The sequence below is a fragment of the Corynebacterium sp. MSK035 genome (assembly GCF_030232615.1).
GTDB classification, from domain to species: domain Bacteria; phylum Actinomycetota; class Actinomycetes; order Mycobacteriales; family Mycobacteriaceae; genus Corynebacterium; species Corynebacterium jeikeium_D.
On sequence record NZ_JASPJP010000012.1, the window covers coordinates 46,874 to 65,926 of the forward strand.

At 62.4% G+C, this 19,053-nt stretch carries 15 protein-coding genes and 2 tRNA genes; 12 read left to right on the forward strand and 5 right to left on the reverse strand.

Going from position 1 to position 19,053, the window contains the following annotated elements:
- Positions 1-106: 106 nt before the first annotated feature.
- The 3 genes from QP978_RS08355 to QP978_RS08365 are packed head-to-tail and all read left to right on the forward strand — an operon-like array spanning position 107 to position 4,295.
- Complete coding sequence (locus QP978_RS08355) at positions 107-790, forward strand: class I SAM-dependent methyltransferase (protein ID WP_284857058.1); 684 nt, start codon at positions 107-109, stop codon at positions 788-790.
- Positions 787-2,565, forward strand: a complete 1,779-nt coding sequence (locus QP978_RS08360) for an ABC transporter ATP-binding protein (RefSeq protein ID WP_284857059.1) — start codon at positions 787-789, stop codon at positions 2,563-2,565. Before QP978_RS08355 ends, QP978_RS08360 begins: the two co-directional genes overlap by 4 nt.
- Positions 2,562-4,295, forward strand: a complete 1,734-nt coding sequence (locus tag QP978_RS08365; RefSeq protein WP_016423209.1) for an ABC transporter ATP-binding protein — start codon at positions 2,562-2,564, stop codon at positions 4,293-4,295. The genes QP978_RS08360 and QP978_RS08365 overlap by 4 nt, the downstream gene beginning before the upstream one ends.
- 181 nt (positions 4,296-4,476) lie before the next feature.
- Here the strand turns inward: QP978_RS08365 and pth are convergent, their stop codons facing one another.
- From pth to QP978_RS08390, 5 genes are all read right to left on the reverse strand, one after another.
- Positions 4,477-5,085, reverse strand: coding sequence for an aminoacyl-tRNA hydrolase (pth, locus tag QP978_RS08370; protein WP_284857060.1), 609 nt, complete (start codon positions 5,083-5,085; stop codon positions 4,477-4,479).
- Between the two features lie 128 nt (positions 5,086-5,213).
- Positions 5,214-5,855 carry a 50S ribosomal protein L25/general stress protein Ctc gene (locus QP978_RS08375; protein ID WP_038626221.1) on the reverse strand — a complete coding sequence of 214 codons (642 nt, stop codon included), beginning with the start codon at positions 5,853-5,855 and terminating at the stop codon, positions 5,214-5,216.
- Positions 5,856-6,105: 250 nt separating this feature from the next.
- Entirely contained in the window at positions 6,106-7,083 is a 978-nt protein-coding gene (locus tag QP978_RS08380; RefSeq protein ID WP_016423206.1) for a ribose-phosphate diphosphokinase, read from the reverse strand.
- Positions 7,084-7,090: 7 nt separating this feature from the next.
- Positions 7,091-8,581, reverse strand: coding sequence for a bifunctional UDP-N-acetylglucosamine diphosphorylase/glucosamine-1-phosphate N-acetyltransferase GlmU (glmU, locus tag QP978_RS08385; protein WP_070429657.1), 1,491 nt, complete (start codon positions 8,579-8,581; stop codon positions 7,091-7,093).
- Between the two features lie 87 nt (positions 8,582-8,668).
- Positions 8,669-8,739 (reverse strand) — tRNA-Gln (locus QP978_RS08390).
- A 99-nt stretch (positions 8,740-8,838) separates the two neighbouring features.
- Between QP978_RS08390 and QP978_RS08395 the strand changes: the two genes are divergently transcribed.
- The 9 genes from QP978_RS08395 to QP978_RS08435 all read left to right on the forward strand — a co-directional run bounded on the left by QP978_RS08395 (position 8,839) and on the right by QP978_RS08435 (position 18,937).
- The gene (locus tag QP978_RS08395) at positions 8,839-9,531 is read left to right on the forward strand and encodes a TetR/AcrR family transcriptional regulator (RefSeq protein ID WP_101687444.1); all 693 of its coding nucleotides are present in this window, start codon (positions 8,839-8,841) and stop codon (positions 9,529-9,531) included.
- 44 nt (positions 9,532-9,575) lie between these two features.
- Positions 9,576-13,202 carry a transcription-repair coupling factor gene (gene mfd / locus QP978_RS08400; RefSeq protein ID WP_284857061.1) on the forward strand — a complete coding sequence of 1,209 codons (3,627 nt, stop codon included), beginning with the start codon at positions 9,576-9,578 and terminating at the stop codon, positions 13,200-13,202.
- A 7-nt stretch (positions 13,203-13,209) separates the two neighbouring features.
- The gene (locus QP978_RS08405) at positions 13,210-14,241 is read left to right on the forward strand and encodes a MazG nucleotide pyrophosphohydrolase domain-containing protein (RefSeq protein ID WP_284857062.1); all 1,032 of its coding nucleotides are present in this window, start codon (positions 13,210-13,212) and stop codon (positions 14,239-14,241) included.
- 71 nt (positions 14,242-14,312) lie between these two features.
- The gene (locus QP978_RS08410) at positions 14,313-15,173 is read left to right on the forward strand and encodes a lytic transglycosylase domain-containing protein (protein ID WP_115598863.1); all 861 of its coding nucleotides are present in this window, start codon (positions 14,313-14,315) and stop codon (positions 15,171-15,173) included.
- Between the two features lie 85 nt (positions 15,174-15,258).
- Positions 15,259-16,533: a phosphopyruvate hydratase gene (eno, locus tag QP978_RS08415; RefSeq protein ID WP_284857063.1), complete on the forward strand. Its 1,275-nt coding sequence runs from the start codon at positions 15,259-15,261 to the stop codon at positions 16,531-16,533.
- Between the two features lie 112 nt (positions 16,534-16,645).
- Entirely contained in the window at positions 16,646-17,182 is a 537-nt protein-coding gene (locus QP978_RS08420; RefSeq protein WP_048733957.1) for an FtsB family cell division protein, read from the forward strand.
- Positions 17,183-17,321: 139 nt separating this feature from the next.
- Positions 17,322-17,858 carry a DUF501 domain-containing protein gene (locus QP978_RS08425; RefSeq protein WP_049192846.1) on the forward strand — a complete coding sequence of 179 codons (537 nt, stop codon included), beginning with the start codon at positions 17,322-17,324 and terminating at the stop codon, positions 17,856-17,858.
- Positions 17,859-18,848 carry a Ppx/GppA phosphatase family protein gene (locus QP978_RS08430; protein ID WP_049172251.1) on the forward strand — a complete coding sequence of 330 codons (990 nt, stop codon included), beginning with the start codon at positions 17,859-17,861 and terminating at the stop codon, positions 18,846-18,848.
- A 12-nt stretch (positions 18,849-18,860) separates the two neighbouring features.
- Positions 18,861-18,937: transfer RNA gene (locus QP978_RS08435), tRNA-Leu, on the forward strand.
- Positions 18,938-19,053 lie beyond the last annotated feature (116 nt).

Here is a 19,053-nt window from a genome sequence, read left to right on the forward strand (position 1 = left end):
CGGGCACGTCCACGGGCGCGGCGCCGCCGACGACGGCCCGCGAACCCGAGCACCTAACCCGAAACCGCCGCGTGGACGCGGCCCACACCCCCGGAGACAGAACCAGATGAAGTCGATTGCCCAGATCGTCCAGAACAACCGCAGACTCCTCGTGGCCTACGAGGACAAGGTCCAGCCGAGGTTCCTCAGCCGCTATGCGCGTGAACCGATGGACGCCGCCGCCGTGTATCGGAAGCTCCGTGCGCTGGATCCCGGGCCGGATGCGCCGGCCCGGGTTCTCGACCTCGGTTGCGGAACCGGGTGGCTCTCCCGCATGCTTGCCGCCGAGCCTCGCTATCGCAGGGCGAACATCGTCGGCTACGACCTGTCGCCCAATGCGATCCGCATCGCCCGCGAACGCGCCGCCGTCGAAGGGGTCGGGGCCCGGACGGAATTCCACGTCGCCGACGTCCTCGCGCCGCTCGCGGGAGAGACCGGCGGGGCCGATGAAATCTGGGTGTGCGGCGCGCTCCACCAAATGAAGGATGCGGGTGCTGTGCTCGGCAGGGTCGCCGGGCTGCTCGCCGACGACGGCATCGCTTACGTGCAGACGTTCGCCGAGGATCCCGACGTGAACGAGCGGGTCGACATGGCCGTCATGGCGAAGATGGGCCACCGGGTGTTCCGGGGCAGCGAGCTCGAGGACCTCGCCGAAGCCAACGGGCTGAAGCTGGGCGGAGCCTCACACGCCGGCATGGTGTACTTCTGTACTCTCACGAAGAAAAGCACGATCGGGGAGGCGGGCAAGTGAGCGCCGTGGACGGGACCGTAAGCCCGTGGTCGCTGCTCGCCCCGATCCGGACCCGGATGCGTGCGGTGGTCGCGTTATCCGTCCTGTCGTCGGTGGCTACCGTCGCTTCGCTGGTCGGCATCATCGACATCGCGATGACGTACCCGGAGGCCCCGGAGCATCGGACGTGGTTGGCCGTGGCTGTCATCGTCGTCGCCGCAACGGTGCGCATGGCCGCGGACGGCGCCGCCGGTATGCTCTCGCACCGGGCGGATAACGACCTGCAGCTCCACCTCCGGCGCCAGCTGGTCGCCCAAATCCGGAAGTTGCCGCTGGGCTGGCTGGACGCCCGGCGCTCGTCGGGAATCATCGGGTCGGTTGAGAAGGACGTCGCGGCTGTCCACCAGCTCATGGGCCACACCGTCGGTGAGACCGTGGTGGCGGTGCTGGTTCCCCTGCTTTCCCTCATCGCGCTCGTCGCGGTGGATTGGCGGATCGCGGCGGTGGCGGTCGTCCCGGTGCTGGTCACCTTCGCCCTGATGGGTGTGATGATTTCGCGCGGAGCCGGTCTTCAGCGCGACTACGAGCGAGCCTCCGAAGGAGTGACGGCCGCGGTCATCGAGTTGGTGCGAGGTATCTCAGTGATGAAGTCCTTCGGACGCGCCAACCAGGGCGCGGGTCGCTACGATGCCGCGGCGCTGTCGTTCGTCCGTGCGTGGTCTGCCTGGTCCCGGCAGTCGAACATCTATCTCGGGGTCATCGACGTGGTGACGTCCCCGATTACAGTCCTCGCAGTGGTGTGCGGGGCCGGCCTCGCTCTGAGGGACGCCGCGGGCGGCCTACCGGAGGGGCTCGTCGCCGGGCTGGTTCTCGGCCTTGGACTCTCCGCGGCGATCGTGCGGGTGGCCATGAACTCCGAACCCATCATCGCGGGGATCGCTGCCCTGAAGTCCATCGCGGAGGTGCTGGGCACGCCGCCGATCGTCGAGCCCGCCGATCCGGTGCCCGTGCGCGGAGGCGCGCTCGAGGCCCGGAACCTGGTCTTCGCCTACGGCGATGGGCCGCGGGTCCTCGACGGGATGTCCGCGACGTTCGAACCGGGGACCCTCACTGCGCTGGTGGGGTCCTCCGGTTCCGGAAAGTCCACCGTCGCCCGGCTGTTGGCGCGTTTCCACGACCCCGTTGAAGGCTCGGTGCTGCTGGGTGGCGCCGATCTTCGCGACATCGCCGTGCGCGACGTGCACCGCTCGGTGTCGGTGGTGTTCCAAGATCCGCAGTTGCTCACGCTGCCGTTGCGGGAGAACATCCGGCTGGCCAGGAGAGACGCCACCGACGGCGAAATCATGGCGGCCGCGAAGCTCGCGAACCTCGATGCGGTCATCGCGGCGCTGCCGAAGGGCCTGGATTCGGTGGTCAACGTCGACGTGACCTTTTCCGGTGGTGAGGCGCAGCGCGTGGCCATCGCGAGGTCGATCGTCACGGACGCGCCGGTGCTCATCTTCGACGAGGCAACCGCTTACGCGGATCCGGCTTCCGAGGCCCTCATCCAGTCCGCAATCGAGCGTTTGGCCCGTTCACGGACGGTGATTGTGATCGCGCACAGGTTGAGCACGATCCGCAACGCCGACCGCATCCTCGTTCTCGACGGGGGAGCGGTTGCGGAGGCGGGTACTCACGACGAGTTGCTTGCGCGCGGTGGCCGCTACCGGGATTTGTGGCGCGCGTTCGCGCTCGACGACGAACCATCCGCCCCGCGGGGCACTGAATTAGACGATGAAAAGGCGGGGAACCGATGATTCGGGACTTGTGGTCGATGACGGATCGGCGCTCGAGAATGACGCTGGCGTGGCTCATTGCGTTGGCCGCGCTTGCCGCGCTGGCTCAGGGAGCGGCGTTCGTCGCGCTGCTGCCGCTGCTGTCGGCTCTGGCCGAGGGAGATGATGCGACGGCGTGGCGTTTCACCGGCGTCATCGCCGGCCTCGCGGCCGCCCATGCGGTGCTGTCTCTCGCCGCGGGGACGGTCGGCAGGGCGAATTCCGCAGCGGTGCTGTCGTCCCTACTGCGTTCTCTGGGCGAACGCGTGCTGACGTTGCCACTCGGGTACGTCACCAAGTCCACGGCCGGCCGCTTTTCGGAGATGGCATCGTCGGGTATCGCGTTCGCGGCGTCCGTGCCGCACGTGATCCTGCGGCCTGTCATCGCCGCGGCGGTTGCGCCGACCGTCATCGCCTTCGGAATTCTGGCGGTGGATTGGCGCGTCGGTTTGGTTCTCGTCGCGTCGGCGCCGGTGATCTTCTTCGCCTACCGGGCCATTGGTCGCGTCGGCGGGGAGTCGGACGAAGCGCATGCTGACGCCGTCGCTGCCGTCTCCGGCAGGCTGATCGAGTTCACCCGCTGCCAGCAGGCGATTCGCGCCGCGGGCGACGGTTCGGCGGCGGACGCGATGGTGGATGAGGCAATCCGGGCCCAACACGATGCGTTCGCGAAGGCGACGTCGACGCAGGGGGCGGCCATCGGACGGCTGGGTTCGGTCGTCCATGCGGTGTTCACGGCGGCGGTGATAGTCGCCGTGGCAGTCGCCGCGACGGGCGGGATGGCGCCGGCGCATTTGGCGCCGATGCTCATCGTGGTCGTCCAGTTCACCGGACCGATCACCACGGCGGGAGCGTTGTCCGGCGGTTTCGGTGCGGGCCGCAACACGTTGGCTGCGTTGCGTGACCTGCGGGCAATCCCCGCCCTTCCCGAACCTGCCGCACCGGAGCTGCCCGACGGGCATGACGTGGAGTTCCGCGACGTGAGCTTCGGGTACGGGGATAAGAAGGTTCTCGACGGCGTCAGCTTCCGTGCCCCTCAGGGAGCGCTGGTTGCCGTAGTGGGACCGTCGGGGGCGGGCAAGACGACGGTCATGCGGCTGCTGTCGCGTTTTCATGATCCGGACTCGGGGGAGGTCCTCATCGGCGGGGTACCCTTGCCTCGGATTGGCACCGACGGCGTGAACTCGCTGGTGACCCCGGTGTTCCAGGAGACGTTCCTTTTCGACGCGTCCGTGCGGGACAACGTGGTCTTCGCCGATCCCGGATTCGGTTCCGAGCCCGGTGACGGGGATCGCTTGCGCGAGGCCGCCCGGCGTTCCGGGGTGGACCGCATCGTGGAGCTGCTGCCTTCCGGGTGGGATACCCCGGTGGGGGAGGAGGGGACGCTGCTGTCGGGAGGCGAGCGGCAGCGCCTCGCCATCGCCCGGGCGCTTCTGAAGGATTCCCCGGTGGTGCTTCTCGACGAGCCGACGTCCTCGCTGGATGCGGCCACTGAGCGGGCGATCGTCGGCACGATGGAGGCGTTGCGCGGCGATCGCACCGTGATTGTCGTCGCCCATCGCCTGCACACCGTTCGCGATGCCGACCTCATCGTCGTGCTTTCGGAGGACGGGACGGTCGCAGAACGGGGCACGCACGATGAATTGCTGGCGAAGGGCGGCCGCTACGCCGAGTCGTGGGCGTGCCGGACGGGGAGCTCCTCGGGCGCCTGATCCTCATCACCTGGTCGATGCCCTCACGGGCGCCCTGCCGCAGCTTCCCGAATCCCACCGCCAGGCGCTCGGTGGACAGAGCGAAAACGCCGACGAAAACGCCGAGCAGCACGAACACCGACGAGCTGTAAAGACTGAAGCTCCCGGGAACGTGAAAATAGCCCCCCCCCTCCCGCTTCTGCTACCGCCCGTGAATCTGGTTCTGCGCAATCTCCAGCCCGTGGCTGGCGATTAGCTCCACCGCCTCCGCCGCAGTGGGCAGAGTGAAAGCGAGCTCCTCGCGTTCCTTAGCATTGAAGTTACGCAGCACGTAGTCCGCCGGATCTTGGCGGCCCGGAGGACGGCCAATGCCAATGCGCACGCGCATGTAGTCCTTCGTGCCCAACGACTTCGTGGTCGAGCGCAGGCCATTGTGGCCATTCTCGCCCCCGCCGCGCTTGAGGCGCACCACGCCCGGGTCCAGGTCCAGCTCATCGTGGACTACCACGACGTCGGTAGGTGCGACGTTGAAGAACTTTGTCAGCGCCGCGACCGGTCCACCCGACAGGTTCATGTACGTCCGGGGCTTAGCCAGAATCACCCTCCGCTCGCCACCGTCGGAAGTCTTGAACCGAGTCTGGACTATCTCAGCATTCGACTTCTTGTGCACGCTAAACGACGACGGCATCGGAGAAGTGCGGCTGGCTAGTTCATCTAGCACCAGATGCCCGACGTTATGGCGGGTGAGTTCATATTTGGGCCCAGGGTTGCCGAGCCCCACGACAAGCAAAGGTGTGGTGGAGGCGTTCATGAGTTCAATCTTGGCACACAGCGCGCGGTCTGTTGGCTTCGGGGAGTTTCAAGAACAAAAAAGGGACGGACCAGAGTGTCCGTCCCTTTTTTTACTTAGCTGTGGTAGCTAGGCCTGCGAGTTCATAATTACTCAGCGGATTCCTCAGCTGGCTCATCCGGGGTCTCAGCCTCGCCCATGCCCTCGATGTCGGCATCGACGTCACCAGCCGGCTCTTCCTCCGGCTCGACAATGTTGAAGATGAGAAGGTCAGCGTCGTCGGTGAGGACCAGGCCCTCCGGCAGGGTAACGTCGCCGGCGTGAACCATGGTGCCGACCTCTGCACCCTCGACGGAGACCTCGATCTCTTCCGGAATAGCCAGAACCGGTGCGTTGACCAGAATGGTCTCGGCATCCTGCATGAGCAGGGCGCCCGGAGCGAGCTCGCCAGTCGGAACGACCGGAACCTCAACCTCAACCTTCTCGTCACGGTGAATGGCGAGCAGGTCAGCGTGGTCGATGTCGAGGGTCAGCGGGTTCTGGTCAACAGCCTTGACCATGGACAGCTGGGACTCACCCTCGATGTTGACGTCCAGAACAGCGTTGACACCGTGGTTACGGATGACAGCGTGGAAATCCAGAGTGTCAACGAGGATGTGCTTCGGGGCATCCAGGTCAGCGCCGTAGATGACAACAGGGATGTCGCCAGCAACGCGGGCACGGCGAGCGGCACCCTTGCCGAACTCGGTGCGGTTACGAGCATCAATCTTGATGATGTTGGGCTTTGCCATGAAAATGGACTCCTAAACGATTCGATATTGAGTCGTCGAGTCGAGCACGTGCCGCATCCATGCCACCGTGGGCGCAAAAGTTGGGCTGCGAGCGTCGCGTCGATAACGGCAACCACCTTCTGTGGCCGCCCTCGCCGAGACTTACCGGAGAAATTGTAGTGGACTAACAGGTCAAACAGCAAACCCCGCCACCACCAGCAAAACTAGGTTGCTGGTCGCGGCGGGGTGCCCGTCGGCAAGCGGAAAGAACTTATGCCTGACCCTCGAAGAGGGTGGTGACGGAACCGTTTTCGAAGATCTCGTGGATCGTCTTAGCCAGCAGTGGTGCGATTGGCAGGACGGTCAGGTTGTCCCAGCCCTCGGTGGACTGCGGCAAGGTATCGGTGGTGATGACCTCGCGGGCACCGCACTTCGACAGGCGCTCGCGAGCTGGGTCGGAGAAGACGCCGTGCGTGGTAGCGATGATGACATCCTCAGCGCCAGCCTCACGCAGCACCTTGACAGCGCCGGCGATGGTGCCGCCGGTGTCAATCATGTCGTCGATGAGCAGACAGGTCTTACCGGAGACCTCGCCGACCACGCGGTTGGCGACAACCTGGTTTGCGACATCGACGGAACGGGTCTTGTGAATGAAGGCCAGCGGGGCGTCGCCCAGGGTGTTGGCCCACTTCTCGGAAACCTTCACACGGCCGGCGTCAGGGGAGACCACGACCAGGTTGTCCAGGGAGTAGTTCTTCTTGATGTACTCCGACAGAATCGGCATGGCGTGCATGTGATCGACCGGGCCGTCGAAGAAGCCCTGAATCTGGTCGGTGTGGAGATCCACGGAGACGATGCGGTCAGCGCCTGCGGTCTTGAGCAGATCAGCGACCAGGCGAGCGGAAATCGGCTCACGGCCACGGTGCTTCTTGTCCTGGCGGGCGTATGGGAAGAACGGCAGGATAGCGGTGATGCGCTTGGCCGAACCGCGCTTGAGCGCGTCAATCATAATCAGCTGCTCGATGAGCCACTTGTTCAGCGGTGCCGGGTGCGCCTGCAGTACGAAGGCATCGGAACCGCGGACGGATTCCTCGTAGCGCACGAAGATTTCACCGTTGGCAAAATCACGAGCGGTCATCGGAGTCAGCTCTGTGCCGAGCTCCTTGGCAACTGCCTCGCCCAATTCCGGGTGTGCCCTTCCGGAGAAGAGCATGAGGTTCTTTTGGTTATCGATCCACTGGCCGGTCATCTGCCGTCTAGCCTTCCTGGTCTTCCTTGTTGTTGTCAGCGTTGTCAGCTACCTGAGCCGCCTTCGATGCCTCAGCAGCAGCGGTACCTGGACGCTTCCGCTCGACCCATCCCTCGATGTTGCGCTGACGGCCACCACTGACCGCCAATGCTCCCGGAGGAACGTCGTCCTTAATAACAGTACCTGCACCTGAGTACGCACCATCACCCACGGTCACCGGAGCGATGAACATGGTGTCGGAGCCGGTGCGAACATGCGAGCCGATAATGGTGCGGTGCTTGTTGACACCGTCGTAGTTCACGAACACGCTGGAGGCACCAATGTTGGAGTGCTCGCCAATCTCCGCATCGCCGACGTAGGTCAGGTGCGGAACCTTCGAACCGTTTCCGATCTGCGCGTTCTTCGCTTCTACGAAGCCGCCGAGCTTCGCGCCGACACCGAGTTTGGTGTTCGGGCGAATGTAGGTGAACGGTCCGACCGTCGCATCCTCGCCGATCTCCGAATCGGAACCGTGTGTACGTACGACGCTGGCGCGCTTGCCGACGACCATGTTGGTCAGTGTCGTGTCCGGTCCCACGGTGGCCTCGTCGCCAATCACGGTCTTGCCGTGCAGCTGCGTGCCCGGCAGAATCGTGACGTCGCGGCCGATTTCCACCTCAACGTCAATCCACGTGGTGTCCGGATCGACGATAGTGGCGCCCCCGCGCATAGCTGCCTCGCAGGTGCGACGGTTGAGCTCGCGGCCAAGGGTAGCCAGCTGGACGCGGTCATTGACACCGGCGACGACGGTGGCATCGGCGAGGCGGTGGCCTCGCACTGAGCGGTCGGCCTCACGGGCGATGCCGATGACATCGGTGAGGTAGAGCTCGCCCTGGGCATTGTTGGTGTCCAGCTGCTTGAGAGCGTTTGCCAGGGTCTCGGCATCAAATGCGTAGACACCGGAGTTGACCTCGGTGATCTCGCGTTCCTCGTCGGAGGCATCCTTTTCCTCCACGATGCGCAGAACTTCGCCGTCGGCGTTGCGAACGATGCGGCCGTAGCCGTGCGGGTTGTCAGCAGTGGAGGTCAGCACAGTCACGGCAGCGCGTGGCTTGCGGTTGTGTTCTTCGAGCAGCGCCTGGAGCGCTTCGGAATCCAGCAGCGGAACATCGGAAGTGGTCACCAGGATGGTGCCATCGAAGTTCTGCAGCTCGGGGTGCTCCAGCGCGCACTGAACAGCGTGGCCGGTACCGTTTTGCTCGTCCTGGTGGGCAATGACGACACCGTTGGAGTGCTCGGTGTCCGAGGCCCAAGTCCCGATGGCGTCGATTACCTTTTCGCGCTGGTGGCCAACGACAACAGCAATCTCATCCGGATTAATGCCCTTGGCGGCATAGAGCGCGTGCTCCAACATGGTACGACCGCCGATAGCGTGCAGCATTTTCGGCGTATCGGATTTCATTCGGGTGCCTTGACCCGCGGCGAGAATGACCACAGCGGTGGCCGAACCGTTCGACATGAAACTTGCTACTCCTCGGTCAGGGTGCATCACGGTCACGGCGGGGCGAAAAGTCACTTCTTAATTAAGGGGCCGGCCCCCCGCTTGCTCTCCCACCAGGACTCGAACCTAGAATGCCGGTACCAAAAACCGGAGTGTTGCCATTACACCATGGGAGAATGGGGCAAACGCGAAAAATTGCATGGCTGATTCGACTCAGCCAACTCGCTTGCGCCTGCGATATACGATAGCAAGACTTTAGCCACTAATCTAAAAGCATGGCCTCCAATTCTCCGAGACGACGTATGACCGGTCCACAGCGCAAAGCTCAGCTGACAGAAGTCAGCCGTGGAATCTTTGCCGCCAAGGGGCTTGATGCCGCCTCAATGGAGGAGATCGCTGCCGCAGCTGGGGTATCAAAGCCGGTTGTCTACGAGCATTTCGGTACCAAAGAGCGGCTCTACCAGGCAGTCGTCGACCAGGAGATGAAGACCCTGGAGGCCACGATTAGGGAAGCGTTGTCCCTGGGACGCTCGCGTTACCGCATCGAACAGGCGGTGTTGGCACTGCTGACTTATGTGGAGGAAAACCCGGAGGGATTCTCCATTATTTCTCGCGACCCCGGCGTGGCGGGTGGCTATGAGACGCTGCTGAATAATGCCACTGAGTCGATTACGCCTATCCTTGCCGAGGCTTTCAAACGCGCCGGCTTCGACCCGGCCATGTCGGTGCTCTACGGAAACTGCATGGTCGGTATGGTTTCGCAGACCGCTCGCTGGTGGATGGAGAAGCGCAGTCCGGATAAGGAGACGGTGGCGGCGCACATCGTGAACCTGTGTTGGAACGGGCTGGCCGGCATGGAGGGTTCTCCGACTCTGCATGGTTCCGCTGATGTGCCAGCGGCCGCTGAGGGCGCGAAGTTTGGAGCAGGTGCTGCAGCGGACCCGATGCAGGTGGCGGAGAACGGCTAACCAGCACGCAGGGTGGATCCGGGGTGCATGGTTATATTGGGGCTATGCCAACTTCTGCGTCTTCCTCGGCGAAAGCCACACCCAGCATTCTGCCGAACCCGCTGTCGGGGCTGGAAAGCCTCGTTGTCACGGATCCTCAATTTGTCGGCGTGCTCGGGCGCATCGGCGAAGACGAGCTGGCGCTCACGGGTGCGGACGCGGTGCGTTCGCACCTTATTTACGCCATGTCCACGAAGGTGCCGGTGCTGGTCGTCACGGCTACCGGCCGTGAGGCGGAGGACCTGACTGCCGAGGTCAAGTCGATGATCGGCGACCGTGTAGCTATGTTCCCCTCGTGGGAGACGCTCCCGCATGAGAAGCTTTCGCCAGCGGTGGATACCGTGGCGCAGCGTCGTAAGGCGCTTTACGACGTTCGCCGGGGCAAGGTCGACGTTCTGATTGCGGCGGTGCGCTCGTTGGTGCAGCCGATTGTGGACGACCTTGAGGCTGAAGCCAGCGCCCCCATTCACGTCCAACTGGACCGGGACTGCGAGAACCTGGTTGAGCGGCTGGTGCATCACGGCTATTCGCATGTGGACATGGTCGGCAGGCGTGGCCAGTTTGCCGTGCGTGGCGGCATCGTCGATGTTTTCCCTGCGACCGAAGAGCTGCCGGTACGTATCGAGCTCTGGGGTGACGAGGTCACCGACCTGCGCGCTTTTTCCGTCGCTGACCAGCGCACGATCTCTGAGGTAGAGGTCGACCAGCTGGATATCTTCCCGTGTCGTGCACTGCTTATCGACGACGATGTGAAGGCCGCCGCGGAGAAACTCGCCACCACGCGCTCTGGCCAGGTCCAAGAAATGCTCACCCGCATCGGCGATGGCCAGTGGGTGGAGGGCATGGAATCGCTGATCCCACTGATTAGTCAGCATCCGATGAAGATGCTCACTGAGGTCATGCCGGAGAAAACGCATGTGCTCATGTGCGGGCCGGAGCGCATTCGCTCTCGCGCACAGGACCTTATCAGTGCAGGCGAGGAGTTTATGGCCGCGGCGTGGGAAACTGCTGCGATGGGTGGCTCGGCGCCAATTGCCACCGATGGGCTGGAGCCCAGCGCGTACCGCAGCTTGGCCTCTATCCCGATGCCCACTTCGTGGCATATTTCCCCGCCCGGCATGTTGGAGGCGGGAGTCACTGAAGATGATGTGCTGCCACTGACCTTTGAGCCTGGGCCCGCGCCACGCGGCGACTTAAAGGAAATTGGTCACCTGATGAAGCAGCTGCGCGATGCCACGGTCGCGGGGGAGCGAGTGGCGTACGTGGCGGCGACGCCCGCGGGGGCGCGTCGGCAAGCGGAAAAGTTTAGGGAAGCCGGAATTGCGACGCGCATGGCGGCAGGCCCGGAGTATCCCGAGTCCGGAAGAATTACCGTCTACCAGGGTGTTTTGCACGGTGGTCTGGTATTCCCGCGTATTCCCGGTGGCGCGCTGACTCTGATTACCGAGCAGGACATCACAGGTAACCGCATCGCGGAAGGTGCGCTTGGTGGGCGCCGCAAGCCGGCGAAGCGCCGTGGTCGCGTGGATCCGCTGGCGCTGAAGGCCGGTGACTATGTCGTACACGACACGCATGGCATCGGTCGGTTTGTGAAGCTCACTGAGCGCACCATCGGTACGGGCGAGGATCAGGCTCGCCGCGAGTACGTGGTGCTCGAGTACGCACCGAGCAAGCGCGGAGGCCCCTCTGACCAGCTCTACGTGCCGATGGAGAGCCTGGATTTGCTGTCGCGCTATGTCGGCGGTGAAAAGCCCGCGCTGTCGAAGATGGGCGGCTCGGACTGGAAGTCCACCAAGCGCAAGGCCCGTGGCGCTGTCCGCGAGATTGCGGAAGAGCTGGTCAAGCTCTACGCCGAGCGCCAAGCCGCGCCGGGCCACGCGTTCGCGCCGGATACGCCATGGCAGCAGGAGATGGAGGATAACTTCCCCTTCACCGAGACTGAGGACCAGCTTCAGGCCATCGACGAAATCAAGTCCGACATGGAAAAGCCGGTGCCGATGGATCGCGTGCTCATCGGCGATGTCGGCTACGGCAAGACCGAGGTGGCACTGCGTGCTGCTTTCAAAGCGGTTCAAGATGGCCGTCAGGTGGCAGTGTTGGTGCCGACCACGCTTCTGGCGCAGCAGCATTTGACCACTTTCACTCAACGTATGGAGGGCTTCCCGGTCACCATCCGTGGACTGTCCCGCTTCACCTCGCCGAAGGACTCCAAGGAGGTCCTCGAAGGGTTGAAGAACGGGACGGTCGACATTGTTATCGGCACGCATCGTCTCCTTCAGACCGGCGTGCAGTGGAAAGAACTCGGCCTGGTCATCGTTGACGAGGAGCAGCGTTTCGGTGTCGAGCACAAGGAACACATCAAGGCGCTACGGCACCACGTCGACGTGCTCACCATGTCCGCAACGCCAATTCCGCGCACGCTCGAAATGTCGATTGCCGGCATCCGCGAGATGAGCCAGATTCTCACCCCGCCGCAGGACCGCCACCCGGTGCTGACATACGTCGGTGCGCAGTCCGACAAGCAGGTCGCCGCTGCTATCAGGCGAGAGCTGCTTCGCGACGGCCAGGTGTTCTACCTGCATAATAAGGTGGAAACCATTGACAAAGTCGCCCAGACTATCCGCAATTTGGTGCCCGAGGCCCGCGTGGTAGTGGCCCACGGTCAGATGGGGGAGGAGCAGCTGGAGCGCACGGTCGATGGCTTCTGGCAGCGCGAGTACGACGTGCTGGTGTGTACCACCATCGTGGAGACCGGCCTGGATATTGCCAACGCCAATACGTTGATTGTGGAAAACGCGCACCATATGGGCCTTTCCCAGCTGCACCAGCTGCGTGGTCGTGTGGGCCGTTCCCGTGAGCGCGCCTATGCCTACTTCCTCTACCCGGAAAATCAGACGCTGACGGAGACTTCCTACGACCGTCTGTCCACGATCGCGCAGAACAATGACTTGGGTGCCGGTATGGCTGTGGCCATGAAGGACCTGGAAATGCGCGGTGCCGGAAATATCCTCGGTGCGGAGCAGTCCGGTCACATTGCCGGTGTCGGCTTCGATATGTACGTCCGACTGGTTGGCGAGGCCGTGGCCGCGCTGAAGGCAGTGGCCGATGGTGAAACTCCGGATGCTTCCGATAACGAACCGAAGGAAGTTCGGATTGATTTGCCGGTGGATGCGAATATTCCGGCCGAATATGTGTCGTCGGAACGCCTACGTCTAGAGGCGTACCGCAAATTTGCTGCCGCCAGTGCGCTGGACGATATCGACGTAGTGCTCGAAGAACTCATCGACCGTTACGGAACCCCACCCATTGAGGTGGAAAGACTGGCGGTTATTTCACGACTTCGAATTATTTGCCGGGAATTCGGCGTGCATGAAGTTCAAGCCATGGGTGCGCACATTAGAATAACCCCTATGGAGCTTGCTGACTCCAAGCAGGTGCGTCTCAAGCGCCTGTATCCACAGGCGACCTATCGTGCGGCAACGCGCACGGTTTCCGTCGGAATGCCGAAGGAAGGGCGAGGGTTGCGGGCAAAATCTGTCCGCGATATTGCATTGGTGCAGTGGGTAGCAGACTTCTTGACATCGATGGCGGGAATTCCACGTATGGATATCTCGCACATGGGAAAGGACTAGAAACCGTATGACTATCATCAAGCTCGATAGCCGCTTTCCAACTGCAATTCCGCTGGAAGCCGCTAGCCTGCTGACCGGTGAAGTCAGCTACACCGAAGAAGTCCCGATCCGTGTGCGCTGGGCAATCGCCGACGCCGGTGGGCACTCGGTGTCCCAGGCGGAGATTCTAGTCACCACCGATATGGAAAATGACGAGGTACTCGATCGCCTCGATGCGGGCGAGAAAGTATACTCCGTCGAACTGGATGATGCGCCGGACCCAGCAGCTCAGGTTGCGGTGGCACCCCAGCAGGACTCGGTGCAGGAACCTGAGCCAGAACCGGTTGCAGAGCCAGTGGCAGAGCCTGTTGCAGAACCGCTGACTCCGCAGGAACAGCTTGCCGCAGCTCGTCTGCCCCACGTCGTGGAGGCCGTGGGCATCATGGCGGCCGCACGGCGCACGGGGCAGTGGGAAGCTCGCCAGACGCACAAGAGCCTGCTGCCGTACCTCATTGAAGAGACCTACGAGTTTGTCGATGCAGTCAACGAGGGCGGTGACATTCGTAGCGAGCTGTCAGATCTGCTGCTGCAAGTCCTCTTCCACGCTGAAATCGCTGAGGACTTCGACTTCGACGACGTGGCGACCGACTTTATTTTGAAGATGCGTGCTCGTCAGCCGTACCTCTTCGACGGCAGTGTGGCCGAAGGAGAGATGGTCTCGGAGGAAGAGCAGGAGCGACTGTGGACTTACGGCCGCGGACGTCCGCGCTCGAACCCGGCCACACAGCTGCCGGCGCTGACTTTGGCTGAGGAAGCCATCCGCCGCGCACGTGCGCTGGGACTTTCCGATGCAGACATTCCAGTGGAGATTCTGGTCCCGACCCCGGGGCTGAAGACTGAGTCCGGTGCTGAAGAGAGGACCCGACAGGCTTCACGCGCATTCCTGGCTGAGCTGGCCCAGATGGAGAATCAGCAGGCCGGCAGTGCTGAGCAGTGGGCAGCGGGCAGCGAAGATAACGAAGAGGCTGAGGACCTCGGCCCGTCGGAAAGCGACAGCTAGTTTCCAACAAAAGTGATTTCTGTCCTCGAGTTTGAGTGATTTTTACGGTTTACCCCGTAGAGTAATTCCCCATGCCTTCTAATTCTCCCTTTGATGAATACGCGCACCCCGCACCCCGCGGGGCGAAGTCGCGTGGCCGCAGTAGGGGGAAAAAGAAGTCCTCGCGAGGCTGTGGCTGCCTCGGTCTAACCTCCCTGGCGGTGCTGATTATCATTGGCACGGTTGGGGCGTTGGCGATGTTCACTGGACCCGTTATCCCGTCGTTGACCAAGAAGCCGATTCCGGACAATGTGCCGCCTGCCGCGGCTGAGCCACCGCCGATGATTGATGTCAACGCGCCCGGCCGCACCTCTGAACAGCTCCGACAGTGGGCGCAGCAGATTTCCCCGAAGACGGGGATTTCTGAGGACGCCCTCCGCGCCTACGGCAACGCATATGTGATTGCGGCAGAACAGTTCCCGAGCTGTCACCTGGAGTGGAACACGCTTGCGGGACTGGGCAAGGTGGAGACTAATCACGGCACGTACTCGGGCAATTGGCTCAAGCCGGCGCATATCGGTGCCGATGGGGTAGTGCGTCCGACGATTATCGGTCCGCCGCTGGACGGCACGAATGGCTTCGCTGAGGTTCTCGATACTGACAATGGCGAACTCGACGGTGACACAGAGTATGACCGCGCTGTGGGGCCGATGCAGTTTATTCCCGAGACATGGCATCGCTTTGCGATGGATGCTTCGGGTGATGGTGTCGCGGACCCCAATAACATCGACGACGCGACTGCGACGACCGCGCGGATGCTCTGCAGCGACGAACGCGACCTCGCCACCCCGGAAGGGTGGGCATCTGCAATTCGCTCATATAACCAATCTGAGCAGTATCTTCGCGATGTTCGGGACGCTGCGGCGAACTATGCGCTGAATCAGCCCGCATAGGGTGAAAAGGATTTAAGGCGAAGGTTGGCAAACCGTGCCACAATTGGAGTCATGTGCCGGAACGGTTCCGGCGGAAAGGTGACCTATGGCTGCAATCATCGAGTTGAACGCACGCGAAATTCTGGACTCCCGTGGTAACCCGACCATTGAGGTTGAGGTGCTGTTGGAAGACGGCGCTGTGGGCCGCGCTGCGGTTCCGTCCGGTGCCTCTACCGGTGTACACGAGGCTCACGAGCTCCGCGATGGTGAGGATCGTTACCTGGGCAAGGGTGTCCAGAAGGCTGTCCGCGCGGTGCTCGAGGAGATTGAGGACGCGATTATTGGCCTCGAGGCTGAGGACCAGCGTCTGGTTGACAAGACCATGATTGAGCTGGACGGCACCGACAACAAGTCCCGCCTGGGTGCTAACGCAATCCTGGGTGTTTCCATGGCTGTTGCCAAGGCTGCTGCTGAGTCCGCTGGCCTGGATCTGTTCCGCTACGTCGGCGGCCCGAACGGTCACGTTCTGCCGGTTCCGATGATGAACATCCTCAACGGTGGCGCACACGCTGACTCCGGCGTTGACGTCCAGGAGTTCATGATTGCTCCGATTGGCGCCCCGACCTTCAAGGAAGCACTGCGCGTCGGTGCTGAGGTCTACCACGCACTCAAGAAGGTCATTAAGGACAAGGGCCTGTCCACTGGCCTCGGTGATGAGGGCGGCTTCGCTCCGTCGGTTGACTCCACCAAGGCTGCACTGGACCTGATTGTTGAGGCAATTGAGGCCGCAGGCTACAAGTTGGGCGACGATGTCGCTCTGGCTCTCGACGTCGCTTCTTCCGAGTTCTTCAAGGACGGCAAGTACCACTTCGAGGGCGGCGAGCACACCGCTGAGGAGATGGCAGCTGTCTACGCTGACCTGGTTGAGAACTACGCCATCGTCTCCATCGAGGATCCGCTGCAGGAGGATGACTGGGAGGGCTACACCACCCTGACTGCTCAGCTTGGTGACAAGGTCCAGATCGTCGGCGACGACTTCTTCGTCACCAACCCGAAGCGTCTGGCAGAGGGCATTGAGAAGAAGGCCGCTAACGCTCTGCTGGTCAAGGTCAACCAGATCGGTACCCTGTCCGAGACCTTCGAGGCCGTCGCAATGGCTCACAACGCCGGCTACAAGTCCATGATGTCCCACCGCTCCGGTGAGACTGAGGACACCACCATCGCTGACCTGGCCGTCGGCCTGAACTGTGGCCAGATCAAGACCGGTGCTCCGGCTCGCTCCGAGCGCGTTGCTAAGTACAACCAGCTGCTGCGCATCGAAGAGTACCTCGGCGATGCCGCAGTCTACGCTGGCCGCAGCGCTTTCCCGCGCTTCAAGTAAAGAGCTGAGGCGCTGCGAAAGCTGCGTCTAGCACTGCCCGTCCGCACCACGCACGTGGTTGTGGGCGGGTTTTTGTTATTTCATCGGCTGGCGGTCGGGTAGAGTGTGGGGCATGAGTGCATCGGACCGATCTCGCCGCGGAACACAGTCGCGCCCTGCAGGGGCGGGGCAGCGTTCGGCAGCGGCAATCGCATCGGGAATGCGCTCGCTGAGCACAGCACAGAAGATCGGCATTGGTCTGCTGGTGCTTTTCTTAGTATCTGTTCTCGCAATTCCGCTGCGGACTTTTGCACAACAACAGGCGGATGTCGCCGCCACGCAGGACAATATTGCTCGCATGGAACAGCGAATTAAGCAGTTAGAGGATGAAAAGGAGCTGTACTCCAACCCCGCCTATGTTAAGGAGCAGGCACGTCTGCGCCTGGGGCTGGTAGAGCCGGGGGAGACCCCATTCCGTATCCTCGATCCGGCCGTGGGCGAACAGCCTGTGACGCAGCCGGAGGAAATTCCGCAGCACCAGGCTAAGAAGTGGTACGAGACGCTGTGGGATTCCATTTCCATCCCGCCCGAACCCGAAGAGACTCGCCCTAATCCGGGGCGCGATCAGGCAACGAGGCCAGAGAGCTTGCCGACGGTACCGGAGTCCTAAACCTCCGTAGGGCTACCTGGGGCCTCTCGGTGAGGTTGCATGCGCGGCGGAGTGTGCCGTCGTAAAGCGAAGCAACGCGCTTGTAAGGCGACTGTGAGATTATGTGTCAGTAAAAACGGAAGCAAAAGGAGTGTGACCGATGTCTGTGGATACCGCAGATTTGGAAGTGATAGCGGAGCAGCTCGGACGTGAACCGCGGGGTGTAGTGGACATCTCTTACCGCAGCCCCGACGGCACTCCTGGTGTGGTCAAGACGAAGCCGCGCTTGGACGATGGCACTCCGTTTCCCACGCTCTTTTACCTGACTGATCCGCGACTCACCGCGGAGGCCTCCCGGTTGGAGACGACTGGCGTGATGAAGGAAATGACCGCGCGTCTGGAAAGCGACGAAGAGCTCGCCGCCGATTACCAGCGTGCACATGAGGCGTTTCTGGCAGAGCGCAATGAGATGGAAGACCTGGGCACGGACTTCTCCGGTGGCGGCATGCCGACGCGCGTGAAGTGCCTACACGTTCTTATTGCCTACGCGCTGGCCAAGGGGCCGGATCACTTCCGACTGGGTACTGAGTCGGTGGCGCTGGCGGCGGAGAACGAGAAGCTGCGCGGCACCGCGATTCCTGCAGATTGGCCCACGATTGCCGAGCTCGGTGTTGCGTATCCGGGGGTGGAGGGATAAATGACGACCCTCGCTGCCGTCGACTGCGGTACTAATTCGCTTCGCCTGCTTATCAGCCGGGTCGAGGTCGTCGATGGAGTTCTCGAAATCACAGAACTGCACCGACTGATGGAAATCGTCCGCCTTGGCCAGGGCGTGGACGCCACTGGCATGCTGGCTCCAGAGGCGCTGGAGCGCGTGCGGGAGGCTCTGACGAAGTATGCGGAGCTTATGCAGGTCGAAAAAGTGCAAGCAGTCCGAATGGTGGCGACATCGGCGACACGCGACGCAAGCAACCGCGACGATTTCTTCGCCATGACCCGCGAGATTCTCGCTCCGTGGGGTGCAGAGGCCGAGGTTATTTCCGGCGACGAGGAAGCCGCGCTGTCCTTCCGCGGGGCGGTAGATGACTTGGAGCCCGAGCTCGGTCCGTATTGCGTCATTGACGTCGGCGGTGGCTCCACCGAGGTTATTGTCGGTGACCACGATGGTACGGTAGCCGGTTCTGATTCCGTGGCTATGGGCAGTGTGCGCTTGACCGAACGGTTCCTGCAGGCCTCGCCACCGACGGCGGAACAGGTCCAGGAGGCGCGTTCGTATGTTGCGGAGCTGGCCGACGAGATTGTTGCGAAGGTGCCTGTCGACAAGGCTCGCACCATCGTCGGCTGCGCCGGGACCTTCACCACGCTGTCGGCGCTGGCGCAGGGCCTAGAAACCTACGACCCGGAGGCAATCCACCTGTCGCAGCTGCGCTTTGCGGCGTTGCGTGCGCTGACCGCGTCCGTGATTGAGACCGACGCGGAGTCCCTCGCTGCCAATCCCGTGATGCATCCGAAGCGCGCGGATGTCTTCGCCGGCGGTTCCATCATTGTGGACGGTCTGATGGACATGTTTGAGGCGCTGCCGCTTTCCGAGGCAGCGAAGGAAGAGCAGCGCTTTTTCTACATCAGCGAGAAGGATATCCTCGACGGAATTGTGGCGAGTTTGGTAGACACCCATATCGCCCATTAATCTTTCTTAGGGGCCCCTATAGCCCAATTGGCAGAGGCAGAGGACTTAAAATCCTTTCAGTGTGGGTTCGAGTCCCACTGGGGGCACCAAAAGGCCAGGTCAGAGAGTTTTCTGACCTGGCCGTTTGCGGGTTAAGTAGCAAAAAGTGTGTCTGACTTTCAGCATTACTGCTGATTAGGCTGGGTAAATCGGGCGGATATAAGCA